The organism is Treponema zioleckii (genome assembly GCF_014737315.1).
GTDB classification, from domain to species: domain Bacteria; phylum Spirochaetota; class Spirochaetia; order Treponematales; family Treponemataceae; genus Treponema_D; species Treponema_D zioleckii.
The window spans coordinates 1-16,983 of record NZ_JPUF01000075.1 but is presented as its reverse complement, the minus strand read 5'-3'; the positions used below and the strand labels follow the sequence as shown (position 1 = coordinate 16,983).

The following is a 16,983-nucleotide window of genomic DNA, read 5'->3' as shown; positions in this document are numbered from 1 at the left end:
ACAAGCTGACTCTCATTCCACAAGCCAACTCGCGGCGTTTTTACAACTAAAAAGCCTCCAAAGTGAAGCGTGAGTTTTTCCTTTGAAAACTTGCGGGAAACGCACAAGCTGACTCTCATTCCACAAGCCAACTCGCGGCGTTTTTTTATATCCTAAAAGATTTCTAAAGTGAAGCGTGAGTTTTTTCCTAAAAAACTCACGGGAAACGCACAAGATGACTCTCATTCCACAAGCCAACTTGCAGCGTTTTTTCATATCCTAAAAGATTTCTAAAGTGAAGCGCGAGTTTTTCTTTTGAAAAACTCGCGGGGAGCGGTAAAATTAAGTTTTCCGACTAACAGAGGAACTTCACCGCTCCCTAGTATTCCTTTGAAAAATTCGACTTTTTATAAGATGACGCACCGTTTCTTTCAGTCGGGGTATGAACTCTTGGACGAGAATTATCGCGAGAAAAACCTCGGTCGCATCCACCAAATCCTCGGTCTCGGTCTCTACCACCGCGTCCGCGTCCGCCAAATCCTCGCTCACCGTGAGCAACATCATATCTTCCGCTACGGTCAAAATCACGCTCGCGACGAGGAGCACCACGGTCTCTTCCGCCAAATCCTCGGTCGCGACCAAATCCACGACCGCCTCTTCCGCGTCCGCCTCCGTTATCTTTTGTATCAACATGAATGTGCGGAAGATTTGAATTTCTCTTTGACATCTCAAGAACTTTGTCCGCTGTTTCTGTCGGCAAACTAATCAACGTGAATGAATCAGCAACATCAATTCTGTCAACCTGACGACCTGGAATATGAAGAAGCTGGCTGAAGTAGCTGGCAATTTCTTTTGCGTTGAATCCGTCTCGACGACCAAGCTGTACAAAAAGTCTCTTCTGGTTAGGATTTCCGCCACGGCCACCTCTATCACGAGGTCCACGAATTTCCTGAATTTTTCCGTAATGAGATTCGTCCAAAGACTTTCCGTAAGTAATCGAAAGAACCCCTGCAAGAACTTCAACAGGATCCTGCCCGTCAGAAATTTTTCTAGCCATATCTTCGAATACTGCATCAACTTTTTTGAGTTGAGGAACAAATCCGTCGTCTACAATAGCATTCTCGCCTGGAAGCTCAGCCTGAGCTTCAACAGAAAGAGTCTCGCCCTCTGGAAGCGGAACGACCTCATCATTATCAAAAGTTTTTGCATTTGGCTTTCTGTCGCCAATATATGCTGGAGAGTCAGCAACAAGAGCTGGATCTTTTTCAAGACCGAGCTGAACCTTCAAAGTGTCAAGCATTCTAGAGCGTTTTACTTCAAGAACTTTTGAAACAGATGGAACAGATTCCTCGACCATTTCTCCCTTCGCCGCAGAACGAACACGGTTTCGCAAGAATTCAAGTTTTCGACGCTCCTCTGGACGAACGAATGTAACAGCTGTTCCAGAAGTGCCTGCACGACCTGTACGACCGATTCGGTGAACGTAAGTCGCAGCATCATAAGGAAGAGAATAGTTTACAACGTGCGAAAGACCGTTAATGTCGATTCCGCGAGCAGCAACGTCCGTAGCAACAAGAACGCGTGTCTTTCTCGCACGGAATCTTGCAAGAATCTTTTCGCGCTGTCCCTGAGGAACATCTCCGTGCAAAGCTGCCGTGTCATATCCTCGCTCGTCAAGAAGACGGGTAACGTTATCAGCATCATTTTTAGTCTGAGTGAAAACAAGACCGAAAAAGTTCGGACTCATGTCGATAAGGCGAACAAGTGCCTCAATTTTATCGCTCTCGCGGACAAACCAATATTTCTGATCGATGAGCAAAGGCTCCTCAACGAAGCCCTCTTCCTCACAAACCTCATACTCGCCCATGAACTGCTCTGCAATTCGGAGAATAGGTTTTGGCATTGTCGCACTGAACAAAAGGATTCGCGCATTCGGGTTAGCCTGTGCAAAAATATTCTCAATATCGTCGATAAAGCCCATGTCGAGCATCTCGTCGCCCTCATCAAGAATAAAATAATCAATGTTGTCAAGTTTTAACGTGCCACGTTCAAGGTGATCCTGAACACGACCAGGAGTTCCGACTACAATCTCGCAACCACGCTTTAAATCGCGAATTTGGTCTCTGTAAGATGCACCGCCATACAAAACCGTCACTCGCGGATAACGGGTGCTAGAAAACGACTGCAACTCTGTGCAAGTCTGAATGGCAAGCTCACGGGTTGGCTCAAGAACAAGCGCGCGAACGTGGTCGCTTTCCTCGTGAATTTTCTGTACGATTGGAAGACCGAAAGCGGCTGTTTTTCCGGTACCGGTTCTAGCCTTTGCTATAATGTTTGAGTCACCGCTCAAAAGTCGCGGAATTGCGAGTACCTGAATTGGAGAAGGTGTTTTGAACCCTTTTTTCTCGATTGCAGACAAAATTACATCATCAAGGCCAAGATCTGCAAATGAAATCTCGCCGTCATCTTCTGCATCCTCAATTTCAGAATCGCCCGACTCATCATCAAATTCTTCTGAATCTGCGTAATCTGTCTCGTCAAAAAGTTCAGGATTTTCTTTTTCTGCTGAAATTGCTGAATCTTCGAGCGAAGCAGCAGTATTTTCTTCGTTCAAATTTTCCTCATTGATTTTTTCGCCAAAAACATCGTTTTGCATAAAAAATTCCCCCATGGCTTACACGCCAAAGCGTGCAGAAACCTTGTGGAATCGCGAAAACCTGTACCCTAAAAATAATTGTCGATTTCTAAGAAGTGAGTTAATTGGGAATCTCCCCTGCGAATCAAAAGCGTCTACACGCAAATCAAAATATAATGCCCGAATCACGGACATTCAAACAGTATGCAACAGTATAACAAAATGCACTAACTATTTCAAGTAAACCGCAAAATTTTCAATTACTTTCAAAAAGATTCTGAAAATATCTTAATATCAGATTGCTTACTGTAACAAAAATCGTATGTGCCTTCGCTACAGCCCATAAAATTAACATTAGCTTCGATGTCAGATTTCAAGTATCTCCAATCAAAAAAAATCGTCGGATTGAAAAACCATACATTTTATGCTATACTATCCGTTATGAGTACAGAAAATGTAGAATTCTCTATAAATCAGAGAGTTGTTTACCCAAGTCAGGGTGTTGGCACATTAATTGATATTTTTGACAGGCAGGTTGGCGATAAAGTCGTTAAATATTACAAATTTTATATTGATGTTTCAGAAATGAACGTTATGGTTCCTGTTGCGAACGCATCAATGATTGGAATTCGACCTATCGTTTCGGCAGAGGCAGCTCAAAAAGCACTCGATTCTCTTGCAGAAGAAATTGAACCTGTAACTTCCGACTGGAAAATGCGCTACCAGATGAACCTCGATCTTCTCAAAAAGGGAAGTATCGAAGACATTGCGACAATCGTTCGATGTCTCTATCACCGTTCAAAGGTAAAGGAACTCCCGATTTTGGAGCGCAAACTTTACGACAACGCAAAAAAACTCCTTGAAGACGAGATTTCCTACGCTCTCGACTTGCCTGTAAAAGAGGTCGAGGCAATGCTTCACGCGAAGCTTGAGCCACTCGGTCTCTTGCACGAAAAAAAGTCAATTCTTCACGACGAAGATGAAGATGATGAGGACGAATTCGCAGACAACGAGACTGACAACGATTCGGATGACGATGAAGATTCTGATGATTCAGACGACGCAGATGACTCAGATGATTCAGACGAAGATGATGACGATGAGTAATTCAAAAAATACAGAGCTGGTTCTGATTCTTACAGCAGCCGGCTCTTCAACCAGAATGGGGAACGACCGTTCTGGTTACAAAATCAAAAAAGAGTACCTTCCGTTAAATGAAGGAACGGTACTTTCCACTGCCGCAAAGGCATTTTTATCCGCACTTGACTTTTCGCTGGTGATAGTCACCTACCCTTTTTGCTCTTCCGAAGAAGAAAATCTGCTCGCACAAAAAAAGAGCATGGGAGCCTTGTTTGCTGACAAATCTATAAATCAAAGCAAATCAAAATTCATTTTTATTCCGGGCGGTTCTTCCCGCCAGAGTTCTGTTTTTGAAGCCTTAAAAACAGCTAATGATTTTTTTAAGAACGCTCCCAGCAAAACAGCGAACTCTCCGATGGTTTTTATACACGACGGTGCGCGTCCATTTGTTTCATCAAAAATCATAAATGACACACTAAAAGCTGCACTTGAATTCGGTGCGTCCGTTCCGGGCTTGCAGCCAGTCGACACCCAAAAAGAAATCGACTCAAACGGATTTATCGTCCGGCATTTGGTTCGAAAGAATCTTGTTGCCGTGCAAACCCCGCAAGTGTTCAGGCTGGAGCCGATTTTAAAAGCACACGAAGAAGCCGCAAAATCTGGCAAGGAATTTACTGACGACACAGAAATTTGGGACGAATTTGTGGATACTCAAAAATATTCCCGCGTAAAAGTCGTCGAAGGCGATTCTGAAAACAAAAAAATCACCTATCGGAGCGACATTTTATAGGAGACAAAATGATTCATGTTGGATTAGGATACGACAAGCATGTTCTTACAGAAGGACGGAAACTCGTTCTGGGAGGCGTGCACATTCCGTTTGAAAAGGGCGAAGCGGGTCACTCCGACGGCGATGTGCTTTTACATGCCATCACGGACGCACTTTTGGGGGCCGCGGCACTTGGCGACATCGGTTCGTACTTTCCGCCGAGCGAAGAAAAATGGAAGGACGCGGATTCAAAACAACTTCTTTTAACTTGCTGGAACGACGTTAAAAAAGCCGGATGGTCGCTCTGCAACTTGGACTGCGTTATCGCACTCGAAAAGCCAAAATTCATTCCGCACAGGGAAAACGTAAGAAAATCGATTGCACAAGTTTTGGATTGCACAATCGACCAAGTTTTCGTAAAAGCAAAAACTGGCGAAAAACTTGGGGATGTTGGCGAAGGCAGAGCTGTAGAAGTTTGGGCTACCTGCCTTCTTGAACGCCCATAAAAAAAGCCGTCATGTTTTGAAGTGCAGTTCACACTTCATTTGGCATGACGGCTTTTATTTTATAGAGGCAGTTTCAAAACTCCGTTTTTGTCATGCTGAATTTATTTCAGCATCTAGCTCCTACGCTCCCGGCGCAAAGACCTTGCGTATTGGTTGGAATGAAACATTTGAAACAGACTCTACAACCTACATTCCCATTTCAAGGATAACTTCAACTTCGCTCTCACTTATTTTGAGTGAACGAGCAATTTCAGAATTCGTCCAGCCCTGCCGCTTCAAATTCAAAACAGTTTCCTTGTCTTGCGGCGTAAGGTGCCCCTGGACAGGCGTTACCATTTGAGACGAAGAAAGAGGCTCTGAATTCTGCACGTAACGACCATTCATATCGTTTTGCGTCATACGTGCGAGAAGCTGAATCTTCTCATCAACATCTTTAGAAAGTCTCTCCAAACGAGTTTCGCTTCGGGCAATTCCCTCACGAGACTTCTGAACTTGGTCAACACGTTTTTCGGCTTCCTCAACGATATTCTGCAAAGAAGTTACAGTATCAACAGCCGAGGTGATTTTTTCAGCATTGTCGGTAAGGAATTCAACCTGCTTTTTAATGCCAAAAAGTCTGTCAGGCAAAGCCTCTGCCTCATCTGTAATCTCGTGAACTTTTTGCTCCATCTTTTTGAGTTCTTCAAATGCCTTGTCAACATCGTCATTAACTTTATCGATTACAGACTGCTTCTTTTCGAGACGGTCGTAGCGACCAGAAATCTCACCAAGTGACTCCTGGAATCCACGGACAGAAAGTTGCAAAGCCTGCAAATCGTCACTGGTTGTCTGCAACTCGTTGATTTTCTGGTCCATAGTGCCACTTAAATTAATAAGACGGTCAAATTTCTGATTCATCATATTAATCTGATTCTGCTCGGCTGAGAATTTTGCAAGTTTGCTTTCAACATCATCATTGATTTTTTCGATAGACTCAAAATTTCTGTTGAGGCTGTCAACCACATTCTGATACAAATCAACTTTCGTAAGATTTTTCTTCAAGTGGTCAAGGCTCGTGTCAAGCTCTTCTTTGAGCTGGTCGGCAGTTTTGTAAGCCTGCAACTGGTTAACAAAATTCTTTACCTGCTTGTCGATATCACTTAAACGAGACTGCAATTCAGTCGCATCATTCTGCATTCGAGTCATCATTTCAGCTTCACGTTGGCTGTTTTCTTCATTCACGAGCTGAATCTGAGCCTTAATGTCGCGAAGATTTCTTTCTGCCTCGGCATTCACCCCACCGATTCGCTCCTGAGTCTCCTGAACCATCTTGTCGTAAAGCATTTGCTGCTCCTGCAAAATGTTCTGAGAACGCTCGTGATAATTTTTTACAGACTCATTAACTTCGAGACGGAGATTCTGAATGTCCTGCTCGATTTTAGCCTGCTCTTCAAGCGCACCGTTCTTGAACGACTCCAAATTTGAATCAAACTGCTCTGCAATCTCAACGATTTTTTGTTTAGCCACATCATCAACAGACTTAATCTGATTAGCAAACATATCTTTTGACTGCTCAAACTGCTGCTTCAACTGAGTGCGCCAAGTATTGAACTCATTCACCAAACCTTCGATTGCCGTAGAACTAGTCTCGCTTCGCGTCTTAAGAGTCTCTTCAATGTCGCCAAGTCTACCTTCAACGGCTTTTGTCGAGCGGGCAAGGATTTCATCAATACGTTCATTGTAAGAATCTATCGAATTTTTGATGTATGCTTCAGAAGAATTTTTAGCCTCTTCCAAATCGGTTCTGTTACGCTCGGTAAAATCGCGGATTGTCTGGTCAATGTCAGTAATCTGACGCTGCAATTCCCCCTGCGTATTTCTTATAGAAGACTCGATTCTGTCAGTCTGCTCAAAACTCTTTTCCTGCAATGCGCCAAGACGTTCTTTCATGTCCTCGCCGTATTTAGCTTCCAGGGCGCGTCGCTCATTTTCGTAATCCGAAGTGAACATAGAAATTCGGTTGTCAAAATCCTGCTTGAGCGATTCAAGTTCCTGGTCAATTACGCCGGACTGTTTTTGAATCGTCTCAGAAAGATTCTGCTCGAATGACTGCTGACTGCCCTCATATTTCTGAACGAAAAGCGAAAGTTTTGTGTCAAAATTCTCTTTCCAAGCGTCAAGCTCCTCGTCAAGCGAAGTACCTTTCTGTCGCAAACCAGAATCAAGGAGAGCTTCCAGTTTAGAATGCTCAGTCTTATACTTCTGAGAAAAATCTTCGATTTGCGCGTCAAAAGTTTCTTTCCAACCAGACAAAGTTTCGTTTATCGAGCTGGCTTTTTGCTGCAAGTCCAAGTTATAAGTGTTTTCGAGATTCTTGTAGCGGTTCGTAAAGTCAGAAATGAACGCATCAAGTTTGGAATCAAAAGTAGATTTCCAATTATTCAAACTTTCTTCTATACTATTGCCGCGTTTTTCAATATCAGCACCAAAGTTATCTTCAAGATTCTGCTGAGCGGCCTGATATTTGCTTACAAACTCAGTAAGTCGGCTCTCAAAAGCATCCTGCCAGTTGGAAAGCTTATCTTCCATTCCGGCACCTTTTTCGCTCAACGCATTATTGAACTGAGACTCAAAATTCTGCTGCTTTGACTCAAATGAATTGATGAATTCAGAAATTTTTTCATCAAAATTCTGTCGGATTTGCGCAATCTGTTCCTTAAGATTTTCGCTTCGCGCGTTAAGGTCATCCTCGTAATTCGATTCAAGCTGCTGATTCTGACTCTGATAGTTCTGAATGAATTCATTGAGTTTAGAATCAAATTCGTTCTTCCAGTTGGCAAGATTGTCATCAAGTCCAGAAGCCCGTACCTTCAAGTTCTCATTAAATTCTCTTTCGAACTGAGCGAGAGTCTCGCTTACATTGTCAATCGAAGCATTTTTGAGAGAATCAATGCTGCTCTGAAGAGTTATAATTTTTTCGGTGATTTTTTCGGTTTCAGAATTAACGCTCGCCTGGAATTCAGACTGACGCTGACGCTGTGTCGCCGTAAAATCAGAGAAATCTTCAAGGATTTTGTGCTCGGTGTTCGAAAGTGCCGTTCGCAAACTGTCTTCGAGAGCCTCAACGTCATCTCCGGTCTCTTCAAGTTTTGCAAAGCGGTATTCCAGATTTCGCTTATAATCATCAAGCTGGTTTTCAAGCATATTTAGAAGCTCGGTCTGCTTTGCATCGTAAGTGGCAGAAACTTTTCCCATAATCTGAGAAATCGTAGAATTAATAGAGTTGATTTTTTCGTCAGACTCTTCTTTGAATCGGTTGATTTCGTATTCCGCATTCTGAACCGTCTGAGTAAGGCTTTCGGCCGTCATCTCCGCTTTTGCAGAAGAATCGTCGAGACTCTGCTGAATTGCGCCCATTGTTGCCGTAACACTGCTCTGCATATTGTTCAAGCGGGAATCAACAGAAGTTTCGAGATTCGAAATCTTAGATTCAAGGCTTTGGTTCAATTCAGAAACAGAAGAACGAACTTCGCCTTCAAGAGACTTGATTTTTGACACAACGCTGTTCTGCAAGTTCTCAGAAGTCGTGTTTACGTCTTCATTCATCGAAGCGATTCGAGAATCAACGGTCTCCTGCAACTGCTGAACTTTTTCTTCCATGCTGTTCTGAATAAAATCAATACGTCCGGTAACGGTTTCTGAAATATTGCCGACTTTCTCGTAAACAGAACTCTGCAAGCCGTCAACCTGAGTATTGATTCCGCTTTCAATTCCAGTGACGCGGGAAGTTACATTTTCTTCGAGCGAGTCAACGCGGGCTGTCACGCTCTGCGTGAATGAATCTATCGTAGACTCGATTTCATCTTTAAATCCCTGAACCTTTCCGCTCAAATCAGCACTGAGGCCATCAACATTTTCTTTTACGGATGCAGTAATTCTGTCCGCATACATTTCGGCATCGTTAGAAGTGTTGACCAAATCATTCTGCAAATTCTCGATTCTGCTTCCGAGTTCCGCTTCAAGATTAGAAATAGTTTCGCTAATTTCTACATGGAAAGTGTCAACCGTATTTCGCACGCCGGAAGTAATCTGGTTCGCGTAGCTTTCAGCTCCGCTACTAGCATGTCTCAAATCCTCCTGAACCGAGGCCATCGTGCTTTCAACGTTGTTCTTTAAATTCGCAACGGTTTCGTCAACCATGTTCTGCAAAGCGTCAACTTTTGAATTTACGTCGTTTTCGATTGAATCAACGCGCCCAAAAACAGACTCTTCAATTCCGCCAACCTTTGAATTGACCGAAGACTCAACTTCATTAACCTTGGAATCGATATTTCCCTGAACTTCATTGATTCGGTTAGTTATAGACTCCTCAAAATGGTCAACGTTGTTCGTAACATTCTGAATAACCTGAACTGCGTAGTTTTCGGAACTGCTGTTAGCACGGTCAAGTTCTTCTTTTATTGCCGCAACTTTGTCTGAAAGATTTACGCGAAGCTCCTGAACCTGCATTTCAAGAGTATTCTGCAAATCCTGAATTTTGCCAGTGATTTCGTTATTAAAATTCTCAACGTGGCTATTTACGTTCTGCGTAATCTGGTTCGCATAGCTTTCCGCACCGTTGCTGGCTTTTTCCAAATCAGAATTGATTACCGCAAGTTTGGAATCAAGCTCGCCCTGGACAGAAGTCATCGTTCCTTCAACGTGGTCTTTCAGCTCGGAAACAGTGTTTTCTACCATCGATGTCAAGCTGTCAACTTTTGAAGTCACGTCGTATTGCAAGTTGTCAACCTTCTCGTTCACATCCTGCTCAATGCTTCCGACTTTGTAAGAAACCGTATTCTCAAGGTTCGTAACCTTTTCGTTCATCTCGCCGACTACAGAATCAACACGCTCGCTCAGAGTTGACTGGATTCCGTCGATTTTTTCGCTAATCTGATTGTTGAATGAATCAACTTTTTCCGCAACGCCGTTCGTAATTCTGTTTGCGTAGCTTTCGGCTCCGTTGCTGGCTTTTTCCAAATCTTCCTGAACAGAAGCCATCGTGCCCTCAACATGAGATTTGAGATTTGAAACGGTGTCGTCAACCATATTCTGGAGCGAAGTTACTTTTTGAGAAACGTCATTCTGAATAAAATCAATTTTTCCGTAAACTTCATCGTGCAAATCGTTTACGCGGTTATTTACGCCACCAACGAGTGTTGTAACTTGAGTATCAATATTTTCCTGGAATCCGTTGATTTTATTTTCAACCTCATCCTGAATTCCAGAAAGTTTGTCTGCAACAGAAGTTTCGAGCCCCTGAACTTTTTCCACAACATCATTTCGGAGCAAATCGATTTTTTCATCAACGCCAAGATCAAGCCCCTTAACTTTTTCGTCAACAACATTCTGTATATCAACGATTTTTCCGTCTACAGTATCGTTGATTCCAGAAACACGATAGTCAACGCTGCTCTGGATATCGTCGAGACGATTTTTTACTTCACTCTGAAGGCCGCTGACTTTTTCGCTCACTTCATTGTGAAGCTCAGTGACTTTTGACTCAACCGCATTCTGCAATGAACTCATTCGCTCACCAACATCGTCGGCAAGCTCGTTAACGCGACCTGTCACTTCATTTACCATCGACTGAACTTTTTCGTCCGCCGAAGATTCCATGCTCTGAACTTTGCCTTCAATGCTGTCTTTAATCTGATTGACTTTTATTTCAACGCCATCTTCAAGTCCATCCACAGCGGTAAGTACATCTTCCTGCAATTTGCGGACTTTATTGTTCACGCCTTCTTCAAGACCAATAACTTTATCTTCCACCATTTCAAGAAGCCCAGAAACGCGATTGTCAACGTTAACCTCAAGACCAGAAAGTTTAGTATTTACCATTCCGAGAAGGTCAGAAACCTTACCGTCAACATCGCTTTCAAGCCCAGAAACACGGCCTTCAACGCGGTTCTCGATTTCGCTTACGCGCTGGTCAACGCCGTTTTCAAGCCCGCTTACGGAATTCTGCACGTTCGAAAGAATCGTGTTCACTTTTTCGCTAACTTTGCTTTCAACGCCATTAACCCTAGAATCTACGCTGCCCTGAAGTGCGTTGACTTTATTTTCAACATCAACAGAAATTTCTTCGATTTTTGAATCTACGAGAGATTTCAATCCGCCAACTTTATCGTCAACCTCGCCGGTCAACGAAGAAATCGTACCGTTTACCAAAGATTGCAAATCATTGACTTTTGATTCAACATCATTTTCGAGAGAAGAAACTTTGCCGTTAACTCTATCCTGCAAGCCTGCAATACGGGTTTCAACCCCCTCTTCAAGCCCGCTCACGGAATTCTGCACGTTCGAGAGAATCGTGTTAACTTTTTCGCTAACTCCGTCGTCGAGTCCGTTTACGCGGGTGTCAACCATTTCTTGTAGGCCATTGACTTTAGAATCAACCAACTGCTGCAAATCATTGACTTTAGAATCGACCATCTGCTGCAAGTCGTTTACTTTTGACTCAACTCCGCCTTCAAGCCCGCTCACGGAATTCTGCACGTTCGAAAGAATCGTGTTAACTTTTTCGCTAACTCCGTCGTCGAGTCCGTTCACTCGGCTGTCAACCATTTCCTGAAGATCGTTTACTTTTGAATCAACAAAATCCTGCAAGCCACTGACTTTGGAATCGACCATCTGCTGCAAGTCGTTTACCTTTGACTCAACTCCGCCTTCAAGTCCGCTTACCTTCTCGCCAACCACGTTTTCCAGCGTTCCGACTTTGTACTCAACGTCGTTAGAAAGTGTGTTTACCTTGCCGTCAACCAAGCCCTGCAAATCTGCAACTTTTGCCTCTACAGCATCTGAAAGCGTATTTACTTTGCCGTCAACGAGATTCTGCAAATCAGTAACTTTTACAGAAACATCATTTGAAAGAGTGTTTACTTTTTCATCAACAAAATTTTGCAATCCAGAAATCTTAGAATCAACACCGTCTTCAAGTCCGCTAACTGAATTATGAACGTTTGAAAGAATCGTGTTGACTTTTTCGCTAACTCCGCCCTCAAGACCGTCAACCTTTTCTTTGACCATAGATTCGAGAGAGCCAACTTTAGAATCAACTTCATTCGAAAGACCTGTAACTTTGTCGCTTACCATCTGTTCAAGACCACCTACACGGGTCTCAACAAAATCTGAAAGTTTTTCGACTTTTCCTTCAACCTCGTCAGAAAGTCCGCTAACACGCTTTTCGACCATGCTCTGGAGGTCGCTCACCTTATACTCAACATCGCTCGAAAGAGAATTTACTTTATCATCAACAAGATTCTGCAAATCGCTGACTTTTGCTTCAACTCCATCTTCAAGTCCGCTCACGGAATTCTGCACGTTCGAAAGAATTGTGTTCACTTTTTGAGCTACGCCGTCGTCAAGGCCGTTTACGCGAGTGTCAACCATTTCCTGAAGTCCGTTGACTTTTGAATCAACAAAATCCTGCAAGCCGCTGACTTTGGAATCGACCATCTGCTGCAAGTCGTTTACTTTTGACTCAACGCCACCTTCAAGTCCGCTTACCTTCTCGCCAACCATGTTTTCCAGCGTTCCGACTTTGTACTCAACGTCGTTAGAAAGTGTGTTTACCTTGCCGTCAACCAAGCCCTGCAAATCTGCAACTTTTGTCTCTACAGCATCTGAAAGCATATTTACTTTGCCATCAACGAGATTCTGCAAGTCATTAACTTTGAGTTCAACAATATTCTGCAGGTCAGTAACTTTAGAGGAAACATCGCCTGAAAGTGTATTTACTTTTTCATCAACAAAATTCTGCAAGCCAGAAATTTTGGCATCAACACCTTCTTCAAGCCCGCTCACGGAATTATGAACGTTCGAAAGAATTGTGTTTACTTTTTCTGCAACGCCGTCGTCAAGGCCGTTTACGCGGGTGTCAACCATTTCCTGGAGTCCGTTGACTTTTGAATCAACAAACTCCTGCAAACCGCCGACCTTAGAATCAACCATCTGCTGCAAGCCGTTTACTTTTGTCTCAACTGACGACTCAAGGTTGTTTACCTCGCCATCAACCATATTCTGTAAGTTCGAAACTTTAGATTCAACACCGCCTTCAAGTTCCGTAACCTTATTGTTTACCATCTCTTCAAGACCGCCTACACGGGTCTCAACAAAATCCGAAAGCTCCAGAACCTTGCCTTCAACCTCGCCAGAAAGCCCCGTTACGCGAGTTTCAACCATACTCTGGAGGTCTCCAACCTTGTACTCAACGTCGTCTGAAAGAGTATTTACTTTATCATCAACGAGGTTCTGCAAATCTTTTACTTTAGACTGAACATCGTCAGAAAGAGAGACAACCTTGCCGTCAACAAGATTCTGCAAGTCGTTTACCTTTGAATCAACAGATTGCTGCAAAACAGATGTTTTTGTCTCCATAACCTGCTGTAGAATGTCTGCCTTTTCGGCAATAACATTATTAAGCTCAACCATGCGCTCCTCAACAGAACCGTTAAGCCCGTCAACCTTGTTGCTAACTTCGCCGCGAAGCGCATTTACTTTGCCATTTACATCGCGGGTAAGTTCCTCAACCGTAGACTGAACCTGAGTTGTAAGCTCCTCGCGTTTCTGGTCAACCTCGCGCTGCAAGCTGGTGATTTTTGTAACGACATCGTTCTCAATAGTCTCAAAATTCGTTCCGACGTAATTCTGAATGTCAGAAATCTTTCCTTCAACCTCACTCTGCAATCCGCCGAGTTTGTCATGAACAACGCCCTCAAGCCCGCCAACCTTGCTGTCAACCAAGCCCTGGAGTCCAGAAACCTGCTCTGTAACACCTGATTCAAGACCAGTAACCTTGTCATTAACAAGAGCCTGGAGGTCGCCAACTTTCGTAGAAACTTCGTCATGCATTTTGTTGATTTCTTCTTCAACTTTTACACGATAAGACGTAAGATGCAAATTCGAAATCTGCTTGAATTTCTCGTATGCGGCACTTTCTTTTTCGTCCGCATTCTGAACAGCTTTGTCGTAAAGTTTTCCGTAACGGTCGGTAAGCTTTGCAATCTGAGTACTCATTTCCTCGCGAAGGCCAGCAAGAATTTTTCCGTTACCATTATTTTCAGCCTGCAACTCGTTCGCGGTCTTTTTTGCCATCGCAAGAGATTCGCCGAGCTGTTTTTTTAGATTTTCGGTAGTCGTTCGCAAAATCGTCGTCAGGCCAACAGTTTTCTCGTTGTATTCCTGAGTGAGTTCTTCCGCCTTTTCGTTGAATCCGGCTGTAAGATAATCAGTTTTTTCGTTGAATTCCTGAGAAAGCGCGGAAGTTTTATCCTGCAAAAGCTGCGCCGCCTGCGAAATATTTTCGTCAAGAGCCGTAGAAAGTGCGTCCGTTCGAGTCTGAAGCTCATTTTCAAGCGCATTCAAAGAAGTCTCAACATGATTGTGCATATTTTCGGTCTTGGAAGTGACCTCATCGTAAATCGTGTTTACATTATGATTCAAATTCTGCTGCAATTCGGCAATCTGCGATTCAAGAGAATTAGAAAATTCATTTGCACGGGAATTAAGCTCATTCGTAAGCTTCGAGGTCTTTTCGTTAAAGTCACTTTCAATCGTTCCAGTGCGCTCTGTAACCTCTTCAACAAGCTGCTGAGTTTTTGATACGAGAAGTTTCTGAGTTTCAAGATTTTTTGAGTCAAAAAGATTTTTGAGTTCCTCAGTTTTTTCTTCAAGGTCTTTTCTGTAATTATCGCTTCGGGAATTTGCCTCTTCCTGCAAAACTTTGAACGTCTCAGCTTCAAGAATTGACGCGCGCTCAGCCGCATAATTGTAAGCTTCCTCAATGTCCGACTTGATTCGGTTCATCAGCTGTTCCATTTTGTCAACAGCCTCTTTAGAAGCCTCGTCAAGCTCATCGGCGCGGGAAGCATATTTGTTCAAAAGTTCGTTTCCGATTTTTACGAGACTTTCATTATTTTTGTTCGTAAAATCGTCCGTCAGCTTAGGGATTCGCTTTTCAAGCACATCAACAGCTTTTTCCTGAGCCGTGATTCGAGAATTGATTTTATCGATAATCTGCGATTCATTCCGAATCCGCCGAAGATTCTCTTCAACGCTGTCGGTCATCGCAATGAGTTCTTTTAGAGATGCTCCGTAGGCTTCGATTCGCTGGGTAATCTCGTCCACATAATCAGATTTATTGTTGATTTCTATTGCACGCTGGTCAAAATCCTGCATCTGGGCATCAAGACGCTTTACGGCCGCAACGGCCTGCGCCTGCTGGGTTTCCATATTCGCAGAAAGTCCAGTAAGTTTTTTTTCTTGAACGCTAAAGTAATCGTCAAAATCACCGATACGTTTATCAGCGTACTTTTTTACTTTTTCCATTGAGCTGTTGCTTTTATTCATCGAAGCCACAATAAAAGCGACAATGACAGAAACACCTGCAGAAATAAAAATAGAAGTCCACATTTTTTACCCACCCGCGAATTCTTTTTTACTTAAATTTTTAGAAAAGAAATTTCCCCTAGAAGTTATGAGTTTAGCACAATCTCAGTTAATTGACGATAGTTTACAAACGAAATATCAGCCTGTTTCACTTTGCGCCGGAACAATTTTCTAAGCCCCGTAAGGATTATCGCGCTTTTCATTCCGGCCCGCTTCGCCCCAACAACATCATATTTTATGCTATTTCCAACGTAAAGGATTTCCTCTTCCTTAACGCCAAGACTCCGTGCCATAATTCCAAAAGGATATTTAGAAGGCTTTAACGCACCGAGTTCCTCAGAACCAACGATAAAATCACAATATTTTTTAAGCCCCCAGAATTCACCTTTCTGGCTCGGCGGAAAGTCTGAAAGCACAGCAATTTTGTAGCCAGCTTCCTTGAATTTTCTAAAACAGTCTTCCACGCCTTTGAAAGTCTTTATTCTCGAAAAAAACTTCGTAATGCCTTTATACATAATACGGTCGATTTTTTCTTTTGCCTCTTCAACGGTGCAACCAAGCTCCGTAGCCAAAAGCCGCCCCTGATACTCGTAAAAATCTGGAAGCGGAGCCGTTCTATGCATTACTTTTCGAACTTTTCTAAAATGCAAATAAAACCGCAAATTTCTCAATACATAAAAACTCATACGCCAATAAAGGCTAAAAGCAGGATAGAGTGTACCATCAATATCAAACGCAATTGCTTTTAAATTTTGCATAAATTTTATTATAAATGAAAAATCCCGAAGTGTTGAGTACTTTTTTAAAGATTTCGGAGTATGAATTTAAGGAGCAAAAAGAACTTTCGGAAAAAATCACAAAACTTTCAGCGCTACTCGTTCACTTACAATTCCGGGCTATTCGTGGCTCCGGCTTTCGCCTGCGACCCGCTTCGCGGTTTTGCTACGCAACCACTACTATCCCGGCTAGGTTTGGTCTAGTGCGATTCTCATCAATTTGCATCCTCAATCGCCCTTTTCTCCTCCTCAACTGGCAAAATTGCCTGTTCCGCCATTTTGTCATCAATCAACTTTTCGGTGTTCGGCTGTTTGTTAACCGACGCAGTAACGTTCGACGATGTTCTGATACCTCCGGCAGAAGCCTCCGAAGCCTTCTTTTTTAACGAAGACGAAGCAATCGAAGATTGTGCACCGTTCGTAGAAGGCTTAATCGCCCGTCCAGACGTAGCAGCATTTGTTTTCTGCGCGTTCGAAGCAGGCTTGTTCGATGCGACGCCCGTGCTTGCAGTTTTTTCGTTTGTTTTCTGTGCGTTCGCAGTTGGCTTGTTCGACACGACGCTTGTGCTTAGTGTTTTCTCGTTTGTTTTCTGCACGTTCGAAGCAGGCTTGCTTGACGCGATTCCCGCGCTTGCACTTTTTTCGTTCGCTTTCTGTGCGTTCGAAGCTGTCTTGTTTGACGCGATGCCCGCACTTGCAGTTTTCTCGTTTGTTTTCTGTGCGCTCGAAACTGTCTTGTTTGACGCTACGCTTGTGCTTGCAGTTTTTTCGTTTATTTTCTGCGTGTTCGAAGCTGTCTTGTTTGACACGATGCCCGTGCTTGCAGTTTTT

7 protein-coding genes are annotated in these 16,983 nt (G+C 43.3%); 3 read left to right on the top strand and 4 right to left on the bottom strand.

The window, feature by feature from the left end; genetic code table 11:
- Positions 1-358: 358 nt before the first annotated feature.
- Positions 359-2,635, bottom strand: coding sequence for a DEAD/DEAH box helicase (locus JI65_RS14920; RefSeq protein WP_191017962.1), 2,277 nt, complete (start codon positions 2,633-2,635; stop codon positions 359-361).
- A gap of 420 nt (positions 2,636-3,055) precedes the next feature.
- Between JI65_RS14920 and JI65_RS14915 the strand changes: the two genes are divergently transcribed.
- Genes JI65_RS14915 through ispF form a run of 3 tightly spaced genes read left to right on the top strand, consistent with a single transcriptional unit; the run spans position 3,056 to position 4,969 of the window.
- Positions 3,056-3,721, top strand: a complete 666-nt coding sequence (locus JI65_RS14915) for a CarD family transcriptional regulator (protein WP_191017961.1) — start codon at positions 3,056-3,058, stop codon at positions 3,719-3,721.
- A complete protein-coding gene (locus JI65_RS14910; protein ID WP_191017960.1) occupies positions 3,651-4,484 on the top strand; it encodes an IspD/TarI family cytidylyltransferase in 834 nt (277 codons plus the stop codon). Before JI65_RS14915 ends, JI65_RS14910 begins: the two co-directional genes overlap by 71 nt.
- 8 nt (positions 4,485-4,492) lie before the next feature.
- The gene (gene ispF / locus JI65_RS14905; RefSeq protein ID WP_191017959.1) at positions 4,493-4,969 is read left to right on the top strand and encodes a 2-C-methyl-D-erythritol 2,4-cyclodiphosphate synthase; all 477 of its coding nucleotides are present in this window, start codon (positions 4,493-4,495) and stop codon (positions 4,967-4,969) included.
- A 186-nt stretch (positions 4,970-5,155) separates the two neighbouring features.
- On the opposite strand, the gene JI65_RS14900 is transcribed toward ispF, so the two are convergent.
- The 3 genes from JI65_RS14900 to JI65_RS14890 form a co-directional block, all read right to left on the bottom strand.
- Positions 5,156-15,400 carry a SpiroCoCo family coiled-coil protein gene (locus JI65_RS14900; RefSeq protein ID WP_191017958.1) on the bottom strand — a complete coding sequence of 3,415 codons (10,245 nt, stop codon included), beginning with the start codon at positions 15,398-15,400 and terminating at the stop codon, positions 5,156-5,158.
- A gap of 62 nt (positions 15,401-15,462) precedes the next feature.
- Positions 15,463-16,134 (bottom strand): HAD family hydrolase, encoded by a 672-nt coding sequence (locus JI65_RS14895; RefSeq protein ID WP_191017957.1) that lies wholly within the window; start codon positions 16,132-16,134, stop codon positions 15,463-15,465.
- A gap of 233 nt (positions 16,135-16,367) precedes the next feature.
- Positions 16,368-16,983, bottom strand: a 616-nt coding sequence (locus tag JI65_RS14890) for a hypothetical protein (RefSeq protein WP_191017956.1), incomplete at its 5' end; no start/stop codon positions are given.